Genomic DNA, 23,691 nt, shown 5'->3' with positions numbered 1-23,691 from the left:
TGTTGTGCCTTGGCGGTGCCCCGTTACAGCGGGCCTGCACGCTAACAAACATTCGCAAGAATGCCGGCGGTCCGCTCCGGCGGAAAAACGAAGCGCCGCCCGTGGGCGGCCCCTCTTCTTACGCGCTCTCGGGCGCCTTGAGGCGGACCAGCTTGGTCAGCAGGGCATCGAGGCCCTCGCCGTCGCCGGCATGCAGGTCGATGCGGCCGACCTTCTCGACCAGACGCTCGAGCGACTCCAGCTCCTTGAGCCGCAGCAGCAGAGGGTTCTCCTCCATCAGCTTGGCAGTGTTCAGGAGCGAACGCGTCGCCGCGGTCTCCTCCTGGCGGCGGATCAGGTTGGCCTTCGCCACCCGCTCCGCCTCCACCACCTTGTTGACGAGCTCGCGGATCTCGCCGGGCAGGATCACGTCCTTCACGCCGAGCTCGGTGACCTCGACGCCGGACTCCGCGACACGGCCGCGGACATAGTCGCGAAGCTCATCGTCGAGCGCCGCCTTCGCAGACAGCACCTCGTCCAGCGTGCGGCCGGCCACCGCCTCGCGGATCGCGAACTGCACCAAACGATACAGCCACGCATCCACGTCGGGCACTGTGGCCACGACCCGCGCGGGATCGACGATCCGGCGGAACGCGGTCAGCGTCACGCGCAGCGCGATGCGATCCTTGGTCAGCATCTCCTGCGCCGTGATCTCGACCGCCTGGGGACGCAGGTCGAGGCGCTTGACCTCGATCTTGCGGCCCGCGATCCAGAACGCGTGCCGGCCGGGCGCGAGCCGCTCGACCAGCTTGCCCTCGACCGTGAGCAGGCCGGCCTCGTGGTTCTCGACCACAGCCTCGGTGATGACGCCGGCCCGGTTGGGCTGGATCATCGCCAGATGCCGCGCGGTCACCCGGGGATCGTCAGCCACGTCGATGCGCTCGACATCGACCGAGGTTGCGACCTTCCAGTAGACGCGCGTCTGCCAGGGCGTCATCAGCTGCACGGGACGGCCGTCGAGGCTGACGATCGCGACCTCGTTCGCCTTGGTCTCGACCGCCTCGAACAGCGCTTCGGCGAGATCAGGGCGCGCGGCCTTGATCACCGCGAAGCGATCCGCGGGGAATTCGGTCCGCACGACGCTGAACAGCTCGGCCTTGAGCTGATGCAGAGGATCGAACAGGCGGTGACGTCCGGGCGCGAGCACCTGCTCCAGCCGGCCGTCGCGCGTCAGCAACGCACGCTCGCCATCCTTCACCGTCAACTTGGTCGTCAGGAAATGCCAGGTCTTGTTCAGAGTCATGACACGCCTCCATCGTTGCTTTCGGGCCCATGGGCCGGAGAGCGGGTTTCATTTTGCAAAGGACGTGAGGACGCGAACGCGGCTTCCTGTCAGCCAGGCGGGCCGTGGCTTAAAGCCTGCGCGATGACGGGCGCACGCGCGCGTTCGCGCGACAAATGTCGCGCGGCCGAGCGGAGCCACCCGGCATCAGCGCAAGCGGTATCCACCGCGGCGCAAAGCCGGTCTCACAGTGTCTAGGTTCGGACGAAGAGCCTTGCGGCAAGACGGCCGGACTGCGACTGAAGCGCGCGTCCGGTCCCCTTCAGAGGAATCAGCTTTTCAGGCTGAAACGGAGCGCTGGAGCGGGATTTGAACCCGCGACACGATGATTAGAAGTCACCTGCTCTACCCATCTGAGCTATCCTTTGTGAGAAGATCGGATTCGAACCGATACCTTCGGGATTTCATCCCCGATGCTCGCCCATGAGCTTCATCTCGTGGCCTTCATCTCAGCGGAACACGACACCGCAGGGCGGCACGCGCCAGTCGGAATCTGAGAGAGCCCGAACCCATGGCCGAAGCGAAGGAGCGGGCTAATAGACGAAGCACGTCCGGGTTGCAAGGGGGCTCGGCGAGATTTTTTTTCAAGACGAGACGGCGCGGTAACGCGCGCACCGCAACACGCTCCACCATTCCGAGGCCGTCTTACCCGTTGTGCGCGACGTCCTGAAAGCAGCCGCGCAGCCAGTCGATGGTGACGCGCGTCGCCGCATCGCGCTTGAGATGGCTCTGCACCAGCAGCCAGACATCGCGCCGCTTCGGCAGCAGCGTGGCGCGCAGCCGGCGGTCGGTCAGCAAGTCCACACAACTATGTTCCGGCAACACGCCGACCGCTTGATGCGACTGGATCAGCTTGTGGATGATCCGGACATTGTCGGTCACGCAGCGCGCGCGAAGTCGCTTTGCGCGCAGGAACTGCATTTCCGGAATTGCTCCGAGCTCATCTGGATAGGCGCACGTCACCGCTTCCCCCGCTGTTGTCGCGACTGGCTCGAAGAAATACAGCCTGACCTCCGCGAGCTTCGAGATCGCAAAATCGCCCTTGTCCGGCTTGCGCAGCCGGATCGCGAGATCGGCTTCCCAGCGCGAGAATTTGACGTTGTCACTCGAGGTCAGGAATTGCAGCGTGAGGCCTGGATTGGCGCGCAGCAATTTGCTGGTACGTGGCGCCAGCACTTCCTCCGCGATCGCGTTGGTGGAGGCGATGCGCAGCCGGCCGACCGGGCCGGGCAGGCTTTCGCCGATCCGGCCGATCTCCTCGGCATGCGCCGCCATCGCCTGGACATGGGCGAGCACCATGTCGCACTGCCGGGTCGGCCTGCGGACGCCGTCGGCGGCCTCGAACAGGCGAACGCCAAGCGCACGCTCGATCCGCGTCAGCCTGCGGCCGACCGTGGTCTCGTCGATGCGCAGCCGCGCGCTGGCGCCGGCATAGGTGCCCTCGTCCCTGACGGCTGCGATGATGCGAAGATCGTCCCAGTTCATCGCATCAGGCTACAGCGTGAGCCGGCCGCCTGCAATAACGCAGCCACCGGCTGCAATATCCCTGCATTACGGCAGGCAGCTCCACCGCTATATTTTCGAGGAGCACATCTCGTGGAGATCTCAGGATCATGACAGCAGCCAAAACCCTGATGCAGCTTGCCGGCATCGACCTCACCCCGCCCCGCCTCGCGGACAGCTGCCTGGTGCTGATCGATATCCAGAACGAATATCTCGCCGGTCCGCTGGCCCTGCCCGGCGCCAACCCGGCGATCGCACGCGCCGCCGCATTGCTCGCCCGCGCGCGCGAGAGCGGCGCCGCGATCTTCCACATCGCGCACCGCGGAAAGCCGGGAAGCCTGTTCGACCGAGGCGCGGAGCGTGGCGCCATCGTCGCGCCGCTGGCGCCGCGGCCGGGCGAGGCCGTGATCGAGAAGGAATTGCCGAACGCCTTCGCCGGCACCGACCTCAACGCGCAGCTTGCCGCGACCGGCCGCAAGGAGCTCGTGCTCGCCGGCTTCATGACGCATATGTGCGTGAGCTCGACGGCCCGCGCCGCGCTCGATCTCGGCTTCCGCACCACCATCGATGCCGACAGCTGCGCCACCCGCGACCTGCCTGACGGCGTCGGCGGCACCATTGCGGCAAAGCTCATTCACGACGTCGCGCTCGCCGAACTGTCCGACCGCTTCGCGATCATCGCCCGCGGCAACGCCCTCGCCTGAGACATCAGCCATGCTGCAGCTCTATTTCTGGCCGATGGCCTGCTCACTCGCCAGCCGGATCGCGCTGATGGAGGCCGGCATCGAGGCGCGCTACCACATGGTCCATCTCTGGACCAAGAAGGTGCTGGAGAACGACGGCGACTTCCGCACCGTCTCGCCGAAGGGCGCGGTGCCCGTGCTGGTGCTCGAGAACGGCGAGCGGCTCACCGAGAGCGCAGCGGTGCTGCAATATGTCGCGGACCTCAAGCCCGAACTCGGCCTGGCGCCGCCGCCCGGCCATCCGGACCGCTATCGCCTGCAGGAATGGCTGAGCTTCATCGGCACCAAGCTCCACAAGGGATTTTTGTTCCCGACCTTCTGGTACAAGGACGATGCGGCCTTGGCCAAACCGCGCGAACGGATCGGACAGAACGTCGCAATCGTAGCCGCGCATCTCGCCGGCCGTGAATACCTCGTCGGCGAACGTTTCACGGTCGCGGACGCGCATCTGGCCTGGGCATTGACGCTGCTCCGCCCCGCCGGCGTCGATGTCGCGCAATGGCCCGATCTCGCCGGCTATCTCGCACGAATGCAGGCGCGGCCGCAGGTCAAGGCCGCGATCGGCATCGAGACGCAATTGTGGAAGACAGTGACGGCGTGATCGCAGCGGGCACGAACCTCCAGACCCTCCGCTGGAGGGGGTAGAGGCGCTGCCGTGAGAAACGCGAAGGCCGCAACGCCCGGCGATGCCGGCGTTTTTGTATTGGGGCAAACCACCTGGGACCCTTCCACAGCGCGCTCATGGGGATGCTTTGCGCGACCTCACGCTGAAGCAGGTGTCTTCTGCCGCTCACGATATAACATTATGCACAGCCCCCCGTAAACATACGTTGGTGGGAGTTCACAATCTTAAAAAAATTCTTCGCGAGAGTCGCAAACCGAACCGACAGTCGCGCTTTCGTTCCGCACAGTAGCGTCGGGACGCGATCGAAGCTCACCCAAAATCTGAATTGAACACGGAGCGTCAGCTCTCGTGACGCGAGCGAGCGTTGCGAGCAACGCTTTCGCTTGAGAAGGGGACTGCATCTTGAGTGAAGGTGAAATGAAAGTCACAGTGAACGATACGAATGTCTTCGGAATGCCGTTGTTGAGCTTTCCGAAGATCGGCTTGCCCGGCGTGATCGGCGATCTTGCCGACCAGGGCTTCTCCCACGCGCGGGCCGCCTCCGGACGGATGACCGAGGTGCTGGGCGAAACGTATTCGTGCAATGCGCGAGGCGCGGCCGACTACGCGCTCAAGGTGATCGAAATCTCCCACGCCAATGCCGCCTCAGCGCTCGATTTCTTCGCCCATCTTCTCGGCAGCAAGTCAGCGGCCGATGTCCTGACCTTGTCCACTGAGCAGGCCCGCAAGGCCTTCGACACGGCATCGGACCAGAACAGGGAATTGTGGGCGCTTGGCCAGAAGCTTGCCGCGGAGACAAGTGAGCCGGTCAGGAAGCACTTCGCCAAGGTTCTCCACCAAGCCGGCTAAAAGAGCGGCACTTAATTCACGTCGAGGATTCGTTTGAGGAGGGATCCGGCCGGTTGGAATAAGCCCAGCGACGAGCATGCAGCCCCCACTGCCCGATGCTCTGTCAAACGCCGTAGGTGCGCGATGCCCCCCAAATAGCCGCACCGACAAATGGGCGCAATCCAACCGGCCGGTGCTTTTCTGCAAAGAGCAAGAAGCAATATCGAGGGAGGCTCACATGGGCATGCTCATGGTCAAATGTCCGCAAACCGGACACGCGATTTCCACCGGCATCCGGACTGATCGCGAGAGCTTTAGACGCAGCGCGGTGTTCTTCTCGCGCACCAATTGCCCATTCTGCCGCACCGATCACGCCTGGTTCGCGCGGGACGCCTGGGTCGATGAGCCGAGCATCCGCGTGCGGCGCCGCGGCGCCGGCTCACCGGCCTGAACGACGACACAGACCATTGATGATCGCGATGGAGGGACGCCATGGCGCGCATGCAGATCGCAACGGAAACATCCACCTGGCTGCTGCAGGCCAAGGACTTTCTCGACGAAGCTCGACGGCTGAAGCCGGGACCGGAGCGCAATGAATTGCGCCAGACGGCGAAGGTGCTGCGCGAGATTGCGAAGCTCGAGACGGCATCCGCCCCTGCACAGAAGCTTGATCGGCGGCGGAGACGCTGATCGCGCCGCACCGCGCTCACAGCGCGTCGTCCGTTTCGATTTCGGAGATCCGCGGATTGTCGGTTAGGGCTGCCGCGCGAGATCGGGCCTTATTGTCCGAGAAGATCTCCTCGGCTTCGAGACGCATGACGCGATGGCACTCGCACGCCGCCGCCGAGAGCCGCGACCTGTCGATCTCGATCCGGCCTCGTTGATCGGACCTGATCGCGCCGCGCGTGCGCAGATTGCGCATCAAGAGGGTCACGGTCGTTCGTCGCACGCCGAGGATTTGCGACAGCGCCTGCTGGGTCAGCGGCAGGACGTCGCTGTCGACGCGATCGCGGAGCTGGAGCAGCCAGCGCGCCATCCGGGCCTCGACCGGGTGCAGCGCATTGCAGGCGGAGCCGAGCTGGAACTGGATCAGCATCGACCTGATGTGCTTTTGCATCGCCTGCCGGATCGCAGCACTGCGTCCGAAAGCGGCATGAAAGCGCGGCGCGGAAATCCGCGAGGCGGTGCCCACCGCACGAACGACTGCGGTAATACCCGACGGGGACGACCCGAGCACCGAAAGACTGCCCACTGCCCCTTCGCGCCCGACCACGCCGGTCGCAACCGTGCTCCCGTCTGCCATGTCGATCATCAGCGTGATCGCCCCGCTATGAGGGAAGAAGACGTAGTCGATCTCGTCACCGGCTCGCGCCAGGACTGCATCCTGATCGAGCGCGACCGTTTCGAGCTCGGGACCCAGCAGATCCAGGTCCGCTGCCGGCAGTGTTGCGAGAAGGCGATTACCATTTCCGCCGGAAGCACTCACTGGCGGGGCCCCAAAGTGAAGCGACACCCAACCAACTCACTCAGACAGGCTCTCAAAAATAAACTCCAAACGCTTGACCGCAAGGCGGAATTTTCTGCGGACAGTACACCGAGAAGTTAGATGCAAATGCGCCGCCGGACGCAACAGCAAAATGCGCACGGTCGAACCGTAGAACTGCGGAACCCAAAGTTCCAATTTCCGGGCGCGGAAAATGCTACCTTCGATTCCGCGGCGTCAGGCAGCCAGCTGGCGAAATACGTGCAGGAGCCGCGATCTGAAGGCCGAGATAGAGCGTCGTCTGCGGCTTGGCGAACGGAGCTATTGAAACGCGACTTCGGCAAAGCTGCGCAGCTTGCGCGAATGCAGCCGCTCGGATTCCTGGTCCTTCAACCTTTCGAGCGCCTTGAGGCCGATCTGAAGATGCTGGCCGACACGCTGGCGATAGAACTCGCTGGCCATGCCGGCGAGCTTGATCTCGCCATGCAGCGGCTTGTCGGACACGCACAGCAGCGTGCCGTAAGGTACGCGGAAACGATAGCCATTGGCGGCGATCGTCGCCGATTCCATATCAAGCGCGATGGAGCGCGATTGCGACATCCGCCGGATCACCTGCGGTCCGCTGATCTCCCAATTGCGATTGTCGACGCTCGCGACCGTGCCGGTGCGCATCAGCCGCTTGAGCTCGAAGCCAGTGAGCCCAGTCACCTCGCCGACCGCCTCCTCGAGCGCCACCTGCATCTCCGCAAGCGCGGGGATCGGCACCCACAGCGGCAGCTCGTGATCGAGCACGTGGTCCTCGCGGACATAGCCGTGGGCCAGCACGTAGTCGCCGAGCCGCTGCGTGTTCCGCAGCCCCGCGCAATGCCCGATCATCAGCCAGGCATGCGGCCGCAGCACCGCGACATGATCGGTGATGTTGCGCGCATTGGACGGCCCGATCCCGATATTGATCAGGGTGATGCCGCGATAGCCGGGTTCGACCAGATGAAATGCCGGCATCTGCGGCACGCGCTCCGATGCCGTCCCGCTCACACCGCCGCCTGCCAGCGCGTTGTGCGTGATCACATTGCCGGGCGCGACAAAGGCCTCGAGGCCTGCCTCGCCCGCGGCGAGACGCTGCAGGCTCGATTGCGCGAAGGCGTCGACATAGAACTGGTAGTTGGTGAAGATCACGAAGTTCTGGAAATGCTCGGGGTCGGTGCCGGTGTAGTGATAGAGCCGCCGCAGCGAATAATCGACCCGTGCCGCGCGGAACAGCGCCAGCGGCTCCGGCGTGCCCGGCGTCAGATCGAACGTCCCGTCGGCGATCGCATCGTCCATCGCGGCGAGATCGGGCGTATCGAACACGTCGCGCAGCGATCGCGTGAACGCCGAGCTGTCGGCGATGCTCAGCGCCGCCTCGATATTGATGTCGCGCCGGTAGGCGAAATGGATCGGGATCGGCTCGCTGGACTCACCGATCTCGACCGCTACGCCGTGGTTCTTGATCAGGAGCCCGATCTGCTCGGTGAGATAGGTCCGGAAAATATCCGGCCGCGTGATGCTGGTCTCGTGGATGCCGGGCCCCGCGACGAAACCGTAGGCGAGCCGGGAATCGAGCCGCGCATGCGACGAGGTCGTGATGCGGACGAAGGGGTAATGCGCGCGCACCCGCGTCGTGAACGGCACGCCGTTGACATAGGCCTCGAAGCGGCTGCGCAGGAAGGCGGTGTTGCGCTCGTAGATCTCTTCGAGGCGGGCAACCGCCGCACCGGCCTCGACGAACGCTTCGGTCGTGATGGATGGCGGGGTTTCGATGGGAGGTGTGGGAGACATGTCGCCTTGCGCCAGACTCGCTCTGGATCAGAGCAGTATAGCGACAATGGCCTCCAGTTCCAGATGGAGGTGGGAGCGCGCCGCGGCGGCCGAGACCGGCTCCGGCGCCACGCGTAGCCGCCCCTGCCCCTTCGGCTGCTCCGGCACGAGCGGAATGCGCCTACTGAACCCTCGCGAGCACCGCGAGGCGGCGGATGCCCTTGTTGCGATAGGCGTCGAGGAACGCGTAGTAGTCCTTGAACGAGACGCAGCCGTTGGAGTCACCGTTCGGGCCGAGCATGAAGGTGTGCGCGAGCAGGCCGTCGCGGTTGAAGATCTTGCCCTCGCCGCCGATCGGATTGAGCCGCAGCGCCGGCACGCCGTGGAAGAGCGCCTCGCGCGGCTTGAGCTCGTAAATGTGCGGCGGCGTCACGCCGACCATCTTCAGATGCGAGGATCTGGGATCGTCGAGCCTGGAGCCGAGGCCCGAATGCGCCTCGAGGCGCGTGCCGTCCGGCAGATACACGGTCCTGGCCGAGATGTCGTAGACCGCAGTCTGGCGGTCATAGGGCGGCGAGCCGCCGAGCATTGGATTCTGGTCCAGCGTCGAGGGGATGCTGCCGGTCACATTGGCATCGGCGGATGCGAAGGAGAGCAGACCGCCGCTCGCCTCGCGCTTGCCCCACAGCTTCTCGACCATGGTCTGCCGCTCGCTCGATGCGATCGACAGCACCGCGGCCTTGGCCCGCGCGGCCATGTCGCGGACGCCGCCGGATTTCGCAGCCTGCTTGGCTTCGGCGGGCTTCGCTTCCTTGGGCTGAACCGTTGCGGAGGGATCGTTGAGCGCCACCTGCAGATTGGCGGCGGCTTCCTTCCTGGCGGTCTCGACCGACTTCGGCGCCGGCAGTGGCTTCGATGTCTCGGCGAGCTTGGCCGAGGCAACGGCCCTCGCCGCTTCGGCGACCTTGGGCGCAGCCGCCTGCTTGATCGGGTCGATCTGCGGCGTGGCGTCGGCCAAGGCGCTGGACGGCACGCTGGAGGCCACGCCCTCGGGCGAGGCGGCAGCAAACCGATCGTTAAACATAAGCGAAGGTGCCGACTTCGCGACCTCGCTCTTGGCGGGAGCCGCCGGTGCGGGCGTCAGGGACGCGAACACCTCGTTGAACGCCGGCGCCGGACGTGCGGCGACCGCCGCGGGCCGCTTCACCACCGGCGCATCGAACGCCGCATTGCCCACTGATGGGTAGACGCCCGCCGCGAAGATGTTGGCGTAGACGGTCCAGGCGCAGCCAAGCACCAGCCCCGCCACCGCGGCGCTGCCGAGGAAATGCTGTGGGAGGATTTTTCGGGAAGCTTTCTTGCGGCTTGGCGCCCCAAGAACATACGCACTCGCACTCGTACCCATACGCCCGACGCTCAAAACAGGTCCACCTTTGTCCCTCACTCGACGGCAGGTCGAACGGATGTTCGGCTCAACGTCGCGCGGGGGCACAGACGGCCATTAAGGCGACTTTTAGTTAAATGCGACTTAACCGGATGCGATCCCCTGCAACGCGGGAAGTGCCTGTGGCATCGGGCTTTTTTAAGATGGCAATGGACCGCCAAAGCGGCTTTTCTGTCCCATCATGGGACATTCCGGCACGCAGTTCCACCTGCTGCATGCCGCAATCAATGAGGGGAGAATTTCCTTGCCGATCACCCCGGATTCGCGCGGGGATTGAGCAAGAATCTCCTCAGTAGCTGAGCTTCGGATACCAGTCCTTGCCGCGCCCTTCGGGCGTGGTGTCGAGCACGGCCCACAGCGGATCCATGTCCGGCGCGCCGCGCGGATCCTGGCCGGGATCGACGGTGCCCGCCCCCATTTCGCCGGCCCAGAAATGACGGATCGTGCCGTTGTGGCGCGTGAAGACATTGTAGCCGGGCACGTCGCCGTCATCCCTGCTGACATAGTCGCGCGTGTAGTCACCCGACGCATCGGAATAGACCTTGTGGCGCGTCCAGCCGCGCGCCCGCTTCGCCTCGATCAGCCGCGCGATCGGCGAGCGCGCCACGAACACGAACGCCACGCGCTGCTCGATATCGGGCAGCTTCGCTTCCCACGTGGCCATGAACGACGTGCACATCGGACACGGCTTCTCGCGCTGCGGGCCGAACATGTAGCTGTAGATGATCAGCGTCTGCTTGCTGCCGAACAGATCGCCGAGCGACGCCACGCCGGCCTCGCCGGTGAACTCGTAGGCCCTTGTCACCTCGCCGCCCGGCGGCAATGCGCGGCGCAGCTCGGCCACGCGCTCGATATGCCGGCGCAGCTCGATCTCCTCGACGAGCAACGCCTGGCGCGCGCGGCGATATTCGGCGCTCTCATTGGGAAGGCGCCTGGCATTGGTCTTGGCGAGCTCGGCAGCGGGCTTCAGGACGGAACTGGTCATGTCGGGACCTCGTGTGGTTGACGGGTACCTGGAAGACGAACCGGAACCGGACGATCCGACATTCGACTTCGATGATTTACTGCAGTTCCGGCGGCGGCGAACGGTCGAGGACGTCGCCCTTGGGACCTTCCAGCAGATCGAGCGCATAGGTCTCGACAACCAGCGGCCCACGCATGCGTTTGGCCTCGGCGATGGTTTCGACACGGGCGAAATTGTCGCGCACCGAAGCCGGCATCGTCTGTTCGAGTTCATGCACATACAGCAGCTTGCCGGACAGCTGGGCCGGGCTCGGCTCAGGCATGTTGACCCAGCGAATGCGCTGGCCCTGCTGCGCCACGCAGCTGCCCTTGGGGAGATAGAAGGCAAGCCAGCCGACGGTGCCGTAGTCCGGCGCCAGCACGCAGGTCGCACCGTGACGCACGCGCGCCGCCTCGATCTCGTCGGCGAGCTCCTGCCAGCCGACACCGACGCTGCGCACGGTGGCGTCCCGACGATAGCCGGAAAGCATGCCGGTATTCGCCTGCACGATCAGCAGCGCGAACAGCACGATGCCGACCGGCGCGGCCCAGCGGCGGCAGAAATCGATCGTGCGCTGCTCGCGCGGCGCCCACTGCACCTGGATCGCGGCGACCGCGGCCGCCACTGCAAAGGCGGGATAAACAGGCGCGAACCAGTTGGCCTCGACCCGCGCATGCAGCGCGTGCCAGGTGAAGTAGACGACGATGGTCCAGAACATCGTGTTGATCAGCACGCGCGCGCCCATCGCGCCGGCGCGGCGCCGAGAGAGCGCGTAAAGGCCCATCACGCCGAGTATGAAGACCAGCGGCGTCGCGAACGCGAACTGCGTCGGGATCAGCTCGGCGATATAGGTCGGCCGGAAATCCTCGATCCGGGCGCGGCCCATCTGCTTGATGAAGGATACCCATTGGTGATCGGCATTCCAGCGGATGACCGGCGCAAACAGGCAGGCCGCTACCAGTCCGCCGAGATAGAGCCAAGGCGAGAAAAACCAGCGCCGCAGCTTCGGCACCGTCGCAAGCCAGATCAGGATCGCGGGACCAAAGAACAGCGCCGTATATTTCGACAACAGCGCCAGACCTGCGCTGGCGCCGACCGCCAGCCACCAGGCGCCGCGGCCGGTCTCCAGCACCTTGGCGAGCGAGAACAGCAACAGGCTTGCAGCAACCAGCAGCGGCGCATCCGGCGTCACGATCAGCGTGCCGACGGCCGCCATCAGCGTGACGTTGAGCAGGATCGTCGCGCTCGCGGCGATGCGCTGGCCGCCGAACAGCAGCTCGGCCGCCCGGTAGATCGCCCAGCTCATCGGCAGCGCGAGCAGGATCGACACCAGCCGCACCCCGAACGGCGTGTCGCCCGCGATCATGGTGCCGAGCCGGATCACGATCGCCACCATCGGCGGATGGTCGTAATAGCCGCCGGCGAGCGACTTCGACCACATCCAGTAATAGGCTTCGTCGAAGGTCAGCGGCGTCCATGCGGCGGCGGCCAGCCGCAGCGCCACGAGCGCGCACACCGCAAGGGCGGTGTTCCGGGCGAGCCGCGCCTCGTTCGCGCTCATGCCACCGTCATCGCTTGCGCCAGACGAACAGCCCGGACATCGCGTAGTTCCACACCACGCCCATCAGCGCGCCGGCCGCGCCCGCAAGCCACCAGATCGGCTCCTGGTCGTAGACCGAGAACGCGACGCCGACATTGGCGAGCAGGCCGACACTGCAGACCAGATAGAACAGCAACAGGCCGCGCAGGATGCCGAACCCCTTCAGCCGCTGGTCGCGGTAGGTCAGGAAGTTGTTGAGGATGAAGTTGCTGGTCATCGCGACGATCGCGCCGGCAGCCTGGGCCTCCGGGAATGGCGCCTTGAACAGCTCCAGCGAGATGAACAGCACGCTGAGATGCACCAGCAGGCCGAGCCCGCCGACGGCTGCGAACAGAATGAAGCGCAGCGAGATCAGATCATTGGTCAGCTTCGCCAGCACCAGGCCAAGGAAGTCGAGCGCGACCATCGAGTCAAGCTTGCTCTCGCCATGCTGGCGGGCGCCGAACGTGAAGGGAATTTCGACCGTACGCAGCTTGCCCTCCGCGGTCGCCACCACGTCGAGCAGGATCTTGAAGCCCTGGATCGACAGCTGCGGCGCAATCTGCTCGAAACGGTCGCGGCGGATCATGAAGAAGCCGCTCATGGGGTCGGCGATCTCGACCTTCAACGTGCGGCGCGCGATCTCGGTGGCGAAGGCGCTGGCGCCGGCGCGCTGCTTGTTGAAGCCGTCGGCCTTGTAGCCCTCGATATAGCGGCTGCCGACCACGAGCTCGGCCTCGCCGCTCTGCAGCAGCGCCACCATCTTCGGCAGCTGGGTCTCGTCATGTTGCAGGTCGGCATCCATCACGGCAGCGTAAGGCGCGCTCGATGCCAGGATGCCCTCGATGCAGGCGCCAGACAGGCCACGCCGGCCGATTCGGCGGATGCAGCGCACGCGGGAATCCTTCCGCGCCAGCTCGCGCACCACGTCCCAGGTTCCATCGGGCGAATTGTCATCGACGAAGATGACTTCCCACGACACGTCCTTCAGGATCGCGTCGAGCCGGCGGTACAGCACCGTGACATTGGCGCGTTCGTTGAAGGTCGGGACGACCACCGAAAGCTGCGGCAGACGTGCGGCCTGCGACAAGGTTTCGGGGCCCGGCTTGATGGCTTCATTCATGAGCGCCAGCGTATAGCGGCAGCCTCTCCCCCTGCCAAGGCGGGCCGAACCGAACGCTGTCTCGGGAAGCGGGAAAACGGGGCCAAAATACCCCTGAAAACACCAACGACCACGAACAAGGGGGGCGCGCGTACATCCGGCGCAGCCGACATTGTCGTGGTCGTCCCAGCGCCGGAGCCCTTACAAGCTGCAACGTCGCCGTTCCAGGCTAAATGGGAAGCCCCCGGGCGGTCCGCAAGAGGCGCAGGGCGCTAGTCGTTCGGGACGTCCCGGATAACGGGGCCGCGGGGCGCCGGGGCCGCCGGCGCAGCTTCCGCGGCAGGAGCAGCCCGCGCCGCCGCCGCGGGCTGGGCGGGATTGCGGATCTGGCTCGGCGACGGCCCATAGATGAACGCCGCCGCCAACACGATGACCGCGACCACCGCGCCCAAAAAGCCTGCCGTCGATTGTGAGTTCATGCCGCCGATCCCCTCGCCTGCGCGGATTGATATCAAAAATCGACCGCCCGCAACAGGATTTGGGAACCTATTTCGCCGCGGCCTTGCGCCGGACGAAGGCGGTCACGATGTCCTTCTGCGCAAGCTCGATCGCGCGGTTGGCGGTCGTCAGCTGCGTATCGGCATCCTGCTTCGGAAATTGCAGCGACAGAAAGTCGATCAGCGACACCCGGAAGTTCTGCCGCTCCGAGGGACAAACACTGGCGATCAGCGAGGTGAATTCCTGGTCGGACATCGTCTTGTTGCTGTCGCGGGGATATTCGCGGGCGAGACAATTCCAGTAGGCGTCGCGGCCGGTGATCGCGAGCTTGTGCGCATCGTCGACCTCGTCGGCCACTGCAGCGGACGATATGGCAGCTGACGACGTAATCAAGAGGACGGCCGCAACCAGCATGCGCATTGTTGTTCTCCCGTTTTTTTACATCCTAGCCGACACCAGCAAGCACGATAAGCACCGCCGCGCAAACCTGGCAAACTGGCCAATCACGATTATTTTGACTACTCTTGCCCCCCGTTCCCATCCTTCACGATGAGTGCAGTCGTGGCCAAAGCTCCCACCAAGGCGACCAAGACAGACGCAGGCAACATCTATATCGGCATCGGCGGCTGGACCTTCGAGCCGTGGCGCGGGGTGTTCTATCCGGAGAAGCTCACGCAGGCGAAGGAGCTGTCCTACGCCGCCTCGAAGCTGACCTCGATCGAGATCAACGGCACCTATTACGGATCGCAGAAGCCGGAGAGCTTTCGCAAATGGGCCAGCGAGGTGCCCGACGGCTTCATCTTCTCGCTGAAGGGACCGCGCTTTGCCACCAACCGCCGCGTGCTCGCCGAGGCCGGCGATTCGGTGAAGCGGTTCTATGATTCGGGCGTGCTGGAATTGAAGGACCGGCTCGGGCCGGTGCTTTGGCAGTTCGCGCCGACCAAGAAGTTCGACGGCGCCGATTTCGGCAAGTTCCTCGAACTGTTGCCGCGCAAGCTCGACGGCCGCGCGCTGCGCCACGTCGTCGAGGTGCGCCACGACAGCTTCTGCGTGCCCGAGTTCATCGCATTGCTGCGCCAGTTCGAGGTGCCCGTGGTGTTCGCCGAGCACGGCAAATATCCAGCGATTGCCGATCTCGCCAGCGACTTCGTCTATGCCCGGCTGCAGAAGGGCAATGACGAATTGAAGACCTGCTATCCGCCGAAGCAGCTCGACGCATGGGCCAAGCGGTTCCAGGACTGGGCCGGCGGCGGCGAGCCGGACGACCTGCCGAAGGTCGACAAGACCAAGCCGAACAAGGCCCCGCGCGACGTGTTCGCCTACGTGATCCACGAGGGCAAGATCCGCGCGCCGGCGGGCGCGATGGAATTGATCGAACGGGTGAAGTGAGGAGCGGCGATGGCGAAGGCATCGAGGCTGTTCACCATCGGCTACGAGCAGACGCCGTCGAAGGCGGTGCTCGACGAGCTCCAGCACGCCGGCGTCAAGCTATTGGTCGACGTCCGCGCGGTCGCTTCCTCGCGCCGCCCCGGCTTCTCCAAGAGCCAGCTCGCCGCGGGCCTCGATGAGCGCGGCATCGCCTATGTCCATCTGCGCGGCCTCGGCACGCCGAAGAGCGGCCGCGAGGCGGCGCGCAGCGGGCAATATGCGCTGCTGCACAAGATCTATTCGGCGCACCTCAAGACGGTGCAGGCCAAGGAGGAGCTCGACGAGCTGTCGTCGCTGGTCAAGAAATCCGGCCCGGTCTGCATCCTCTGCTACGAGCGCGACCACGAGCATTGTCACCGCCGCTGGATCGCCGAGATCATCGAGGAGCGCGACGGGGTCAAGATCGAGAACTTGGCCGCACCGCAAGTCTAGCACTACTTTGGCAGATTGTTAGATTCGGGCGTTTGATTAGGATTCCCGAATCGATTTTTCAATGATTCATGGGTGGTCGGCTCTTGGAGGGCTGACCATGGCGGAATGGGAAGACGAACTCGAACGCTGGCTGAAGCCTTTTCTGGATCGGTTGGGTCATAAGACCCGACAGCGGATGTGTCCGCTGTACGTTGCGGGATTAATCGGTCCCGGCGATCGCAAGAGCGTTCAGCCGATGGCGGAACGCGTTGCATCGGGCAACTACGATCAGCTGCACCATTTCATCGCCGATGGTGTCTGGAGCGCGACACCGCTGGAATCTGAACTGTTAAACCAAGCCGACCGGCTTGTCGGCGGCAAGGATGCGGTGCTCGTTATTGACGACACGGCAATGCCGAAGAAGGGCGAACGCTCGGTTGGCGTCGCGCCTCAATATGCGTCCTCCCTTGGCAAAACGGCAAATTGCCAAACGCTGGTGTCGCTGACACTCGCGCGCGGCGAAGTGCCGGTAATGGTCGCGCTGCGTCTCTTTCTGCCCGAGATCTGGACGAGCAACGTGTCTCGTCTAAAGCGCGCTCGCGTGCCGGTCGAACACCGAACGGCACGGTCCAAGCCGGAAATTGCTTTGGCGGAGATTGACCGCGCGATGGCAGCCAACGTGCGTTTTGGATGTGTGCTGGCGGATGCAGGATACGGGCTCAGCGCACCGTTTCGACAAGGGCTAACAGAACGCGGGCTGGCCTGGGCTGTCGGCATCCCGCGGCACCTCAAGGTGTACCCGGTTAATGTCCAGCTCATTTGGCCGGTTACCAAAGTCCGCGGGAAACCACGAAAGCACCACGTACCAGATATCTTATCGATTGCGGCAGAACAAATGTTGGCCAGCGCGAAATGGAAAACCCTGAGTTGGCGCAGCGGGACGAAAGGTCGGCTGAAAGCCCGATTTGCTGCTCTCCGTGTCCGCACCGCCGACGGCCCTCCGCAGCGGATTTGGGATAAGGGTCAGCAGCATCTCCCGGGCGACGAAGCTTGGCTCATCGGCGAGCAACGCGCCTCGGGGGAGAAGAAATACTATCTCGCCAACCTCCCTGCGGCGACGGATCTGCGCACACTGGCCGCCACCATTAAGGCAAGATGGATTTGTGAACAGGCGCATCAGCAGTTGAAGGAAGAGCTTGGACTTGATCACTTCGAAGGGCGATCATGGCAGGGTCTTCATCGCCACGCCCTGATGACAATGATTGCCTACGCCTTCCTGCAACATCGTCGCCTCGCACACGCGGGGCGGAAAAAAAAGAATCAACGGACCTCCGCCTCAGCCAACCATGCCCGCCGTACGTCACGCTATCGTCAATCTCATCCTTCGGTCACCGTCTCAAAGGTGTCCATACTGCCGAAAACAAATCCTTGAAAAACAGTGGCGCAAACACATTCTGCCAAAGTAGTGCTAGGACGCGGACTCACTATGCCGCAGCCATAGCCTAGTTGACGCGAGTTGAACGAAGGCAAGTGGACATCACCCGTCGACTCCCCCGCTGAATCCGTCGAAATGAACCCGAAGCGGACGTGTTTGAGAATGCAGAAGTTGCTAATTCCAGGAGAACTCGCGTATGACTGTGTGCAGGGTCGTAGTGTGAGCAATTCAAATGGCGATGGAGCTGAAGGGCGCGAGAGGCGAGGGATTTGCGACGATTGCCGCTGACGGTCGCGTGTTAGATTCCTGGTTTCTTCAGCTGCGCCTGATTGTGGAGGCCGACAAGGCGGCAACGGTACGGCTGACGACGGACGAGATCAACAGATCGTTGGGTGAGTCGGCGGACGGATATGCGCGACACGACGACGTCCGCAATGTCGATATCGTTCCAATCCGTACGGAAATCGACTCCCTTGCATCTGCGCCGACTGATGTGCACGACGCATATCTTCGACTCCATCTCCTGAGCCACCGGCTCGTCCAGCCGAACTGCCTGAACCTTGACGGAATTTTCGGTCTGTTACCTAACGTTGCCTGGACGACCCTCGGTCCCTGTGAATGCTCTCGTGTACCGGAAGCACGAATGTTGGCACGAAAGCGTGCCCTCGCATTTGAGGTGACAGGCGTGGATAAGTTTCCGCGCATGACTGACTATGTGACGCCTGCGGACGTGAGAATTGCCGATGCGGATCGCGTAAGGCTCGGAGCCTACCTGGCGCCGGGCACGACCGTCATGCATGAAGGCTTTTGCAATTTTAATGCAGGTACGCTCGGTCCCTGCATGGTCGAAGGCCGGATAAGCGCCGGTGTGGTTGTGGGACGTGGCAGCGACGTTGGTGGCGGAGCGTCGATCATGGGCACTCTGTCCGGAGGAGGGAAAGAGAGGATTACAGTTGGTGAGCGCTGCCTGATCGGAGCCAACGCCGGTATCGGCATTTCATTGGGTGACGATTGTATCGTCGAAGCGGGCTGTTATGTCACGGCAGGCGCGCGCATCCTTTTGGAAGATGGCCGAGTACTGAAAGCCAAAGAACTCTCAGGCCAGAAGGGTCTTCTTTTTCGTCGTAATTCGCAGAGCGGCGCTCTTGAGGCAACCAGACGCACCCAAAATTGGGACGGCCTCAACTCGCAACTTCACAGCTAGGCAGCTCACTCGAAGACGTCGTCGGCGACATGTGGCGCGTCAACGATGTCGCCTTCCGGCCCCTCGCGTGATTTGCTGCTGCACAAACGCGGCCGTTATCGGAGCAAGCGGACATCATGAGAACTTGTGAGTACGCGCCCTAGCTTCGGCTCTCACCCTCCTCCCCCGCGACGCTGATCGTCCCCTCCATCATCTTCACGCAGCCGCCGCCGACATGCACGGACGTGATTGCGCCGCCCTGCTTGCGGACCCGCGTCAGCACAACAGGCTCGGCCGGCCCATGTCGACACCCTGCCCGATCCGCAGCCGCAACTCGCCGTCACGCGCGGGATCGATATCGGCGAGCAGCGCCGCGCAGGCCGCGGTCGCGCTGCCGGTGGCGGGATCCTCGGACAGGCCGCTGGCGCCAGGGTGGAACATGCGCGCCTGCAGGTCGAGCGGCTGCTCGCTCGCCGGCACGTCGCTTGTGTAGAAATAGACCGCGTCGCTGCCGATCCGCGGCAACACCCTGGCAAACGCCGCAGCATCAGGCCGGGCGCGCTTGATGGCCGCACGCGAGGCGATCTCGACCACCAGGAACGGCAGGCCGACCGAGACGACCTGCGGCGCATGCCGATTGGTCTTCACGTCGTCCGCCGACAGCGACAGGCAGGCGGCGGCATCCGCCGCGCTCACCTCGTTCGTGCGTTGCAAGGCTTGCGGCGCCGTCAGCTCGGCGCCGATCACCCGGCCGCCGTCGGACAGGATCTCGACCGGCACGAGACCCGCCTTCTCCTCGAACCGCAATCGCGGCGGCGCCTTCGCCGCCTGGCTCGCCAGCACGAAGGCGGTGCCGACATTGGGATGGCCCGCGAACGGAATTTCCGAGCGCACCGTGAAGATGCGAACCTGGGCGTCGTTGTCCCTGTCCTGCGGCGGCAAGACGAAGGTCGTCTCGGAATAGTTGAACTCGGTCGCGATCGCCTGCATTTGCGCCGTCGACAGCCCGCCGGCGTCGAGCACCACGCCGAGCGGGTTGCCGCCGAAGGCGCGGTCGGTGAAAACGTCGACGGTGATATGGCGCCGCTGCATCTGCTGGTCCCTGTGCTCCCGGTCACTCGCGACCGATGGCGCCATCGTAGCACAGAAGCAACGACGCCCTTCAGAGCACTCGGTGCAATCACGCGCGGGCTAGAAGCGAAACAGCTCGCGCGGTGACGCGAGCACGCGCGCGCGCTCATCGGCATCGGTGACGAGCTCGTCGAGGAATTTGCGGTTCTTCGCGTAGCTCTGCGTCGCCTCGAATTGCGTGTGCGGCCAGTCGCTGCCCCACAGCAGCCGGTCGACGCCGTAGGCCGTGCGCAACAGCGGATAGGCCTGTTTCGCAAATGCCTCGCCGGCCGCGCCGTTGCGATAAGGCGCCGAAATCTTCACCCAGACATTTCGCGTCGCGCCAAGCTTGAGGACCGACTGGAATCCGGGATCGTCGATGCCGAGTTTTGGATCGGGCAAGGCGAAGTGATCGAGCACAACTTTCACGCCATGGTCGAGCAGCCTTGGCGCGAGCATCGCGAGATCGCTCGCGTTGCGCTGGATCTCGATCTGCCAGTCGAGCGTCCTGATCTGTGGCAGCAGCGCCGTCCAGTCCGACGACGTCAGATCGGGAAGCTGCTGGCCGACCAGATTGAGACGGATGCCGACCACGCCGGCGCGGTCGAGCGCGCGAAGCTCATCCGCCGCGACGCCGGGATCGACCACGGCGATGCCGCGCAGCCGGCCGTTGGTCGCCTTCAGGCATTCGACCAGATAGCAATTGTCGGTGCCGAGAAAGCTCGGCTGCACCAGCACACCATTGGTGATGCCGTTCTGGTCGAGCTGCTGCAGATAGAGGCCGAGCGGCGCGTCGTAATCGGGCGCATAGCGCCGTCCCGGCGCGAGCTTCAGGGCGCGATGGAAGACATGGGCATGGGTATCGATCGCTGATTGCGGCACCTCAGCCCTCACCCTGCTCGCCAGTCCGCCTGCTGCCACAGCGCCAATCAATCCCGCGGCAAACCGGCGCCGCGTCACCCCATGTTCGCGTGATGTCATCATCGTCCCTCATCATCACGCGCGCGTGGCGGCGACCTGCTCGAAGACCTTGCCACGGGTCTCCGGCAACATCAGCACAGCGACCAGCACCAGCGAATAGGCGAAGGCCGCATCGATCCCGATCGCCGCACCAAGGCCGATGTGATCGCTGAGATAGCCGACCAGGAACGGGAACGCCGCAGAGACGATGCGGCCGAAATTGTAGCAGAAGCCGACGCCGGTGCCGCGCACTCCGGCCGGATAGAGCTCGCTGAACAGCGCCGCCATGCTGGCGGGAATGCCCGCCGAGAAGAAGCCGAGCGGGAACCCGAGCACCAGCATCTGCGAATTGGAGAGCGGCGCGAAGATGTAGACCAGCACCGTCACCACGCAGGCCGCGGCGAACAGCGTCACATTGGCGCGCCGCCCGATCCGGTCGCTGATGATCCCTGACACCACGCAGCCGCAGAAGAACGCGACGATGATCACGGCAAGATACGCGCTGGAGCCGAGCACCGAGAGATGCCGCACCTCGCGCAGATAGGTCGGCAGGAACGTCGTCAGCGCCGCATAGCCGCCATGGGCGCCGATGCCGAACAGGCCGCCGATCAAGGTCGCACGCAGCACGTCGCGGTGAAAGATTCCGGCGAGTGTGGCGAAGAACGGAGGCTCGGCCTAGTACCTACTGTTCTTAAAGCGTGAGTCGTGATTCAAGGTCGGGATGATACCCGAAGCAAGAGAAGTCCACCTTTCGAGGAAAGATCGCAAGGTGCTTGAGGCGTGTTGCCGCTCCCCGGTGACGTTGCAGCGCGATTTGAAGCGGGCGCGGATAGTTCTGTTGGCGGCGGATGGACGCAGCACTCGGTCGATCGCCAAGGAAGTTGGGGTCCAGCCGCGGATTGTCAGCCTTTGGCGGCATCGCTATGCCGACCAAGGCCTTGAAGGGCTGCAAGACAAGCCGCGACCGGGCAAGCAGCCAATCTATACGAAGGCCACCGACAAGCGGATTCTGAAGCTGCTGGACAAGCCGCCGCCGGACGGGTTCGCACGCTGGACCGGGCCCCTGCTGGCCGGGGCGCTGGGCGATGTTGACGTCCAATATGTCTGGCGGTTCCTGCGCAGCCACAAGATTGACCTCGCGGCTCGTAAGTCCTGGTGTGAGAGCAACGACCCGAACTTTACGGCCAAAGCCGCCGATGTTGTCGGCCTCTATGTCGCCCCGCCCGCGAAGGCCATTGTGCTGTGCGTGGACGAGAAGCCCTCGATCCAGGCTTTGGAGCGAGCGCAGGGTTATCTGAAGTTGCCCAATGGCCGCGCCTTGACCGGCCAGAGCCACGATTACAAGCGGCATGGCACCACAACATTGTTTGCGGCGCTCGAAGTCGCCACCGGAAAGATCATCGCGGCGCATTCAAAACGCCGACGCCGCGTCGAGTTTCTCGACTTCATGAACAGCGTCACCGCGGCTTTTCCGAACCGGAAGCTTCACGTCATCCTCCGACAACCTCAACACCCACAAGAAGAACGAGCATTGGCTCAAGGCCCACCCCAACGTGCAATTTCATTTCACGCCGACAAGTGCGTCTTGGCTCAATCAGGTCGAGGTATGGTTTTCGATCTTGCAGGGGCAGTCGCTCAGCGGCACCTCCTTCACAAGCCTCACGCAGCTTCAGGAGCACATCGATGCCTACGTCAACGCATACAACGACAGAGCCGAGCCCTTCGTCTGGACCAAGAAAAAGGTCCGTCAACGCCGTTTCAAAGGCCGCCGTATCACTCAGCTCTGATTCTGGGTACTAGCGCGACGCGGCACGCGGCGGCTCCTTCAATCCGCGGCGGATGTACAGAATCAGCAGCGCCGGGATCAGGCCGACGGCGAACAGGATGCGCCAGGCGATATCGGCCGGCGCGTAAGTGAAGACCAGCGCCGACAGCAGCACCGCGGCGCCCCAGCCGACCGCCCAGGCGCTCTGCACGGCGCCGAGCGCCTTGCCGCGATGCTCGGCGCGAATGATCTCCGCCATCAGCACCGCGCCGCAGGCCCATTCGGCGCCGAAGCCGATGCCCTGGATCGCCTTCAGCACCAGCAGCTGGGGGTAGCTTGTCGCGAAGGCGCAGGCGAAGGTCGCCAGCGCAAAGGTCGCGACCGTGATCTGCAGCGCCTTCACCCGGCCGAAGCGGTCGCCGAGCGCACCGCCGAGCCAGCCGCCGAACGCGCCGAAGAACAGCGTGACCGAGCCAAGCAGGCCGGCGTCGGCCTTGTTGATCCCGAAGGCTGCAATCAGCGCCGGAATAGCGAGGCTGAACATCTGGACGTCGAGCGCATCGAGCCCCCAACCGCCAAAGCTTGCCCAGAAGGTGCGCCGTTCGAGCGGCGAGCATTCGCTGTACCAGTTTGCCATCATTCCACCCTGTGATTTGTTGTGTTGTTGTGTGTTGTTGCCGCGCTCACCTGATCTCGGCGTGGTAGCGGAAGCGGTCCGCCGGCCCGCGCGAGCGGCGCCATTCGATCGGCCGCCGTTCCAGATCGAAGGCGAGGCGCTCGATCACGATCAGCGGCGCGTTGACCTCGAGCCGCAGCAGGCGCGATTGCATCTCGGTCGCGATCTCGACGGTGAGGACTTCATCGGCCGAGACCACGACCTGGCCGCAGCGGTCCTCGTAGAGCGGATACAGCAAGTCGCCGAACTCGGAAGTCGCGAGCGCAAGGATCGCCTCGAAGCGCGATCTCTGCAGCCAGATCTCCTCGGCCAACAGCGGCACGTCATCGATCAGCCGCAGGCGCGACAGGCTGATCACGGGCTCGCCTGCGGGAATGCGCAGCGCCGACGCCACCGCCGAGGTCGCCGGCATCGCCTTCCGGCGCAGGATGCGGCTCTGCGGCACGCGGCGCTCGCCGCTTTCGGACTGGAAGCGGAAGAAGCGGAACAGCGAGGAATTAAACCGCGCGCGGCGCACGAAGGTGCCGCGGCCCTGCTGGCGCTCCAGCACGCCGTCGTTGACCAGCTGATCGATCGCCTTGCGCACGGTACCGATCGCGACGCCGTAATGCGCGCCGAGCTCGGCCTCCGACGGGATCAGGTCCCCCGGGCGCCATTCATTGCGGTTGATGCGCGCGGCGAGATCGCCGCGGAGACGCTGGTAGCGCGGCAGGCGGTCATCGAGGGATGAATTCATATAGTCATCTATATGAGTATATGACTAGAGGTCAATCACTACTTTGATACCTCCATCTATT

Annotated in this window: 22 protein-coding genes, 2 tRNA genes and 3 pseudogenes; 10 read left to right on the top strand and 17 right to left on the bottom strand. The window is 64.2% G+C overall.

Going from position 1 to position 23,691, the window contains the following annotated elements:
* Nucleotides 1–118: 118 nt before the first annotated feature.
* The 4 genes from HAP54_RS28940 to HAP54_RS28925 form a co-directional block, all read right to left on the bottom strand.
* Complete coding sequence (locus HAP54_RS28940; protein ID WP_166306258.1) at nucleotides 119–1,282, bottom strand: slipin family protein; 1,164 nt, start codon at nucleotides 1,280–1,282, stop codon at nucleotides 119–121.
* 337 nt (nucleotides 1,283–1,619) lie between these two features.
* Nucleotides 1,620–1,685, bottom strand: a tRNA-Arg gene (locus HAP54_RS28935).
* A 3-nt stretch (nucleotides 1,686–1,688) separates the two neighbouring features.
* Nucleotides 1,689–1,759 (bottom strand) — tRNA-Phe (locus tag HAP54_RS28930).
* A gap of 207 nt (nucleotides 1,760–1,966) precedes the next feature.
* Nucleotides 1,967–2,806 (bottom strand): LysR family transcriptional regulator, encoded by an 840-nt coding sequence (locus HAP54_RS28925; protein ID WP_166306255.1) that lies wholly within the window; start codon nucleotides 2,804–2,806, stop codon nucleotides 1,967–1,969.
* A 128-nt stretch (nucleotides 2,807–2,934) separates the two neighbouring features.
* Between HAP54_RS28925 and HAP54_RS28920 the strand changes: the two genes are divergently transcribed.
* The 5 genes from HAP54_RS28920 to HAP54_RS28900 all read left to right on the top strand — a co-directional run bounded on the left by HAP54_RS28920 (nucleotide 2,935) and on the right by HAP54_RS28900 (nucleotide 5,710).
* A complete protein-coding gene (locus tag HAP54_RS28920; protein WP_166306252.1) occupies nucleotides 2,935–3,528 on the top strand; it encodes a cysteine hydrolase family protein in 594 nt (197 codons plus the stop codon).
* A 10-nt stretch (nucleotides 3,529–3,538) separates the two neighbouring features.
* Complete coding sequence (locus tag HAP54_RS28915) at nucleotides 3,539–4,168, top strand: glutathione binding-like protein (RefSeq protein ID WP_166306249.1); 630 nt, start codon at nucleotides 3,539–3,541, stop codon at nucleotides 4,166–4,168.
* Between the two features lie 441 nt (nucleotides 4,169–4,609).
* Complete coding sequence (locus tag HAP54_RS28910) at nucleotides 4,610–5,041, top strand: phasin family protein (RefSeq protein ID WP_224741746.1); 432 nt, start codon at nucleotides 4,610–4,612, stop codon at nucleotides 5,039–5,041.
* Between the two features lie 217 nt (nucleotides 5,042–5,258).
* Entirely contained in the window at nucleotides 5,259–5,471 is a 213-nt protein-coding gene (locus tag HAP54_RS28905) for a hypothetical protein (RefSeq protein WP_166206734.1), read from the top strand.
* Between the two features lie 41 nt (nucleotides 5,472–5,512).
* Entirely contained in the window at nucleotides 5,513–5,710 is a 198-nt protein-coding gene (locus HAP54_RS28900; protein ID WP_166306246.1) for a hypothetical protein, read from the top strand.
* Nucleotides 5,711–5,726: 16 nt separating this feature from the next.
* Here HAP54_RS28900 and HAP54_RS28895 read toward each other — a convergent pair whose 3' ends face one another.
* The 8 genes from HAP54_RS28895 to HAP54_RS28860 form a co-directional block, all read right to left on the bottom strand.
* Nucleotides 5,727–6,506 carry a Crp/Fnr family transcriptional regulator gene (locus HAP54_RS28895; RefSeq protein ID WP_166306243.1) on the bottom strand — a complete coding sequence of 260 codons (780 nt, stop codon included), beginning with the start codon at nucleotides 6,504–6,506 and terminating at the stop codon, nucleotides 5,727–5,729.
* Nucleotides 6,507–6,824: 318 nt separating this feature from the next.
* Nucleotides 6,825–8,321 carry an AMP nucleosidase gene (locus tag HAP54_RS28890; RefSeq protein WP_166306240.1) on the bottom strand — a complete coding sequence of 499 codons (1,497 nt, stop codon included), beginning with the start codon at nucleotides 8,319–8,321 and terminating at the stop codon, nucleotides 6,825–6,827.
* Between the two features lie 160 nt (nucleotides 8,322–8,481).
* On the bottom strand, nucleotides 8,482–9,609 hold the full coding sequence (locus HAP54_RS28885; RefSeq protein ID WP_224741747.1) for a tlde1 domain-containing protein: 1,128 nt from the start codon (nucleotides 9,607–9,609) through the stop codon (nucleotides 8,482–8,484).
* A gap of 424 nt (nucleotides 9,610–10,033) precedes the next feature.
* Nucleotides 10,034–10,729, bottom strand: coding sequence for a DUF899 family protein (locus HAP54_RS28880; RefSeq protein WP_166306237.1), 696 nt, complete (start codon nucleotides 10,727–10,729; stop codon nucleotides 10,034–10,036).
* Between the two features lie 76 nt (nucleotides 10,730–10,805).
* Nucleotides 10,806–12,308 (bottom strand): glycosyltransferase family 39 protein, encoded by a 1,503-nt coding sequence (locus HAP54_RS28875; protein ID WP_166306234.1) that lies wholly within the window; start codon nucleotides 12,306–12,308, stop codon nucleotides 10,806–10,808.
* A gap of 7 nt (nucleotides 12,309–12,315) precedes the next feature.
* Nucleotides 12,316–13,449 (bottom strand): glycosyltransferase, encoded by a 1,134-nt coding sequence (locus HAP54_RS28870; RefSeq protein ID WP_166306231.1) that lies wholly within the window; start codon nucleotides 13,447–13,449, stop codon nucleotides 12,316–12,318.
* A 251-nt stretch (nucleotides 13,450–13,700) separates the two neighbouring features.
* Entirely contained in the window at nucleotides 13,701–13,907 is a 207-nt protein-coding gene (locus HAP54_RS28865; protein WP_166306228.1) for a hypothetical protein, read from the bottom strand.
* Nucleotides 13,908–13,974: 67 nt separating this feature from the next.
* Nucleotides 13,975–14,346, bottom strand: a complete 372-nt coding sequence (locus HAP54_RS28860) for a hypothetical protein (RefSeq protein ID WP_166306225.1) — start codon at nucleotides 14,344–14,346, stop codon at nucleotides 13,975–13,977.
* 141 nt (nucleotides 14,347–14,487) lie between these two features.
* On the opposite strand from HAP54_RS28860, the gene HAP54_RS28855 reads away from it, so the two are divergent.
* The 4 genes from HAP54_RS28855 to dapD all read left to right on the top strand — a co-directional run bounded on the left by HAP54_RS28855 (nucleotide 14,488) and on the right by dapD (nucleotide 18,404).
* Nucleotides 14,488–15,315 carry a DUF72 domain-containing protein gene (locus HAP54_RS28855; protein ID WP_166306222.1) on the top strand — a complete coding sequence of 276 codons (828 nt, stop codon included), beginning with the start codon at nucleotides 14,488–14,490 and terminating at the stop codon, nucleotides 15,313–15,315.
* A 9-nt stretch (nucleotides 15,316–15,324) separates the two neighbouring features.
* Nucleotides 15,325–15,786, top strand: coding sequence for a DUF488 family protein (locus tag HAP54_RS28850; RefSeq protein WP_166306219.1), 462 nt, complete (start codon nucleotides 15,325–15,327; stop codon nucleotides 15,784–15,786).
* A gap of 61 nt (nucleotides 15,787–15,847) precedes the next feature.
* Nucleotides 15,848–17,197 (top strand): IS701 family transposase, encoded by a 1,350-nt coding sequence (locus tag HAP54_RS28845; protein WP_166295887.1) that lies wholly within the window; start codon nucleotides 15,848–15,850, stop codon nucleotides 17,195–17,197.
* A gap of 235 nt (nucleotides 17,198–17,432) precedes the next feature.
* Nucleotides 17,433–18,404, top strand: coding sequence for a 2,3,4,5-tetrahydropyridine-2,6-dicarboxylate N-succinyltransferase (dapD, locus tag HAP54_RS28840; protein ID WP_166306216.1), 972 nt, complete (start codon nucleotides 17,433–17,435; stop codon nucleotides 18,402–18,404).
* Between the two features lie 139 nt (nucleotides 18,405–18,543).
* Here the strand turns inward: dapD and HAP54_RS28835 are convergent.
* The 3 genes and pseudogenes from HAP54_RS28835 to HAP54_RS28825 all read right to left on the bottom strand — a co-directional run bounded on the left by HAP54_RS28835 (nucleotide 18,544) and on the right by HAP54_RS28825 (nucleotide 21,095).
* A pseudogene (locus HAP54_RS28835) lies at nucleotides 18,544–19,475 on the bottom strand (PhzF family phenazine biosynthesis protein).
* Nucleotides 19,476–19,574: 99 nt separating this feature from the next.
* On the bottom strand, nucleotides 19,575–20,474 hold the full coding sequence (locus tag HAP54_RS28830) for an amidohydrolase family protein (protein WP_166306213.1): 900 nt from the start codon (nucleotides 20,472–20,474) through the stop codon (nucleotides 19,575–19,577).
* Between the two features lie 15 nt (nucleotides 20,475–20,489).
* Nucleotides 20,490–21,095, bottom strand: coding sequence for an MFS transporter (locus HAP54_RS28825; protein ID WP_312022848.1), 606 nt, complete (start codon nucleotides 21,093–21,095; stop codon nucleotides 20,490–20,492).
* Nucleotides 21,096–21,174: 79 nt separating this feature from the next.
* Here HAP54_RS28825 and HAP54_RS28820 point away from each other — a divergent pair.
* Nucleotides 21,175–22,240: pseudogene (locus HAP54_RS28820) on the top strand (IS630 family transposase).
* Nucleotides 22,241–22,255: 15 nt separating this feature from the next.
* Here HAP54_RS28820 and HAP54_RS28815 read toward each other — a convergent pair.
* Together HAP54_RS28815 and HAP54_RS28810 are read right to left on the bottom strand one after the other, a co-directional pair.
* Nucleotides 22,256–22,855: pseudogene (locus tag HAP54_RS28815) on the bottom strand (MFS transporter); the annotation flags it as partial.
* A gap of 46 nt (nucleotides 22,856–22,901) precedes the next feature.
* A complete protein-coding gene (locus HAP54_RS28810) occupies nucleotides 22,902–23,630 on the bottom strand; it encodes a GntR family transcriptional regulator (protein ID WP_166306210.1) in 729 nt (242 codons plus the stop codon).
* Nucleotides 23,631–23,691 lie beyond the last annotated feature (61 nt).

The sequence above is a fragment of the Bradyrhizobium sp. 2S1 genome, assembly GCF_011516625.5.
GTDB classification, from domain to species: domain Bacteria; phylum Pseudomonadota; class Alphaproteobacteria; order Rhizobiales; family Xanthobacteraceae; genus Bradyrhizobium; species Bradyrhizobium septentrionale.
This window is presented reverse-complemented; position numbering and strand designations above follow the sequence as displayed.

Excerpts from the sequence above, each read along its gene's own strand:
- HAP54_RS28860 (WP_166306225.1), bottom strand. The coding sequence starts at position 14,346 with ATGCGCATGCTGGTTGCGGCCGTCCTCTTGATTACGTCGTCAGCTGCC.
- HAP54_RS28915 (WP_166306249.1), top strand. The coding sequence starts at position 3,539 with ATGCTGCAGCTCTATTTCTGGCCGATGGCCTGCTCACTCGCCAGCCGG.
- dapD (WP_166306216.1), top strand. The coding sequence starts at position 17,433 with ATGGCGATGGAGCTGAAGGGCGCGAGAGGCGAGGGATTTGCGACGATT.
- HAP54_RS28880 (WP_166306237.1), bottom strand. The coding sequence starts at position 10,729 with ATGACCAGTTCCGTCCTGAAGCCCGCTGCCGAGCTCGCCAAGACCAAT.
- HAP54_RS28900 (WP_166306246.1), top strand. The coding sequence starts at position 5,513 with ATGGCGCGCATGCAGATCGCAACGGAAACATCCACCTGGCTGCTGCAG.
- HAP54_RS28925 (WP_166306255.1), bottom strand. The coding sequence starts at position 2,806 with ATGAACTGGGACGATCTTCGCATCATCGCAGCCGTCAGGGACGAGGGC.
- HAP54_RS28870 (WP_166306231.1), bottom strand. The coding sequence starts at position 13,449 with ATGAATGAAGCCATCAAGCCGGGCCCCGAAACCTTGTCGCAGGCCGCA.
- HAP54_RS28920 (WP_166306252.1), top strand. The coding sequence starts at position 2,935 with ATGACAGCAGCCAAAACCCTGATGCAGCTTGCCGGCATCGACCTCACC.
- HAP54_RS28830 (WP_166306213.1), bottom strand. The coding sequence starts at position 20,474 with ATGACATCACGCGAACATGGGGTGACGCGGCGCCGGTTTGCCGCGGGA.
- HAP54_RS28905 (WP_166206734.1), top strand. The coding sequence starts at position 5,259 with ATGGGCATGCTCATGGTCAAATGTCCGCAAACCGGACACGCGATTTCC.
- HAP54_RS28865 (WP_166306228.1), bottom strand. The coding sequence starts at position 13,907 with ATGAACTCACAATCGACGGCAGGCTTTTTGGGCGCGGTGGTCGCGGTC.
- HAP54_RS28850 (WP_166306219.1), top strand. The coding sequence starts at position 15,325 with ATGGCGAAGGCATCGAGGCTGTTCACCATCGGCTACGAGCAGACGCCG.
- HAP54_RS28890 (WP_166306240.1), bottom strand. The coding sequence starts at position 8,321 with ATGTCTCCCACACCTCCCATCGAAACCCCGCCATCCATCACGACCGAA.
- HAP54_RS28910 (WP_224741746.1), top strand. The coding sequence starts at position 4,610 with ATGAAAGTCACAGTGAACGATACGAATGTCTTCGGAATGCCGTTGTTG.
- HAP54_RS28845 (WP_166295887.1), top strand. The coding sequence starts at position 15,848 with ATGATTCATGGGTGGTCGGCTCTTGGAGGGCTGACCATGGCGGAATGG.
- HAP54_RS28875 (WP_166306234.1), bottom strand. The coding sequence starts at position 12,308 with ATGAGCGCGAACGAGGCGCGGCTCGCCCGGAACACCGCCCTTGCGGTG.
- HAP54_RS28810 (WP_166306210.1), bottom strand. The coding sequence starts at position 23,630 with ATGAATTCATCCCTCGATGACCGCCTGCCGCGCTACCAGCGTCTCCGC.
- HAP54_RS28940 (WP_166306258.1), bottom strand. The coding sequence starts at position 1,282 with ATGACTCTGAACAAGACCTGGCATTTCCTGACGACCAAGTTGACGGTG.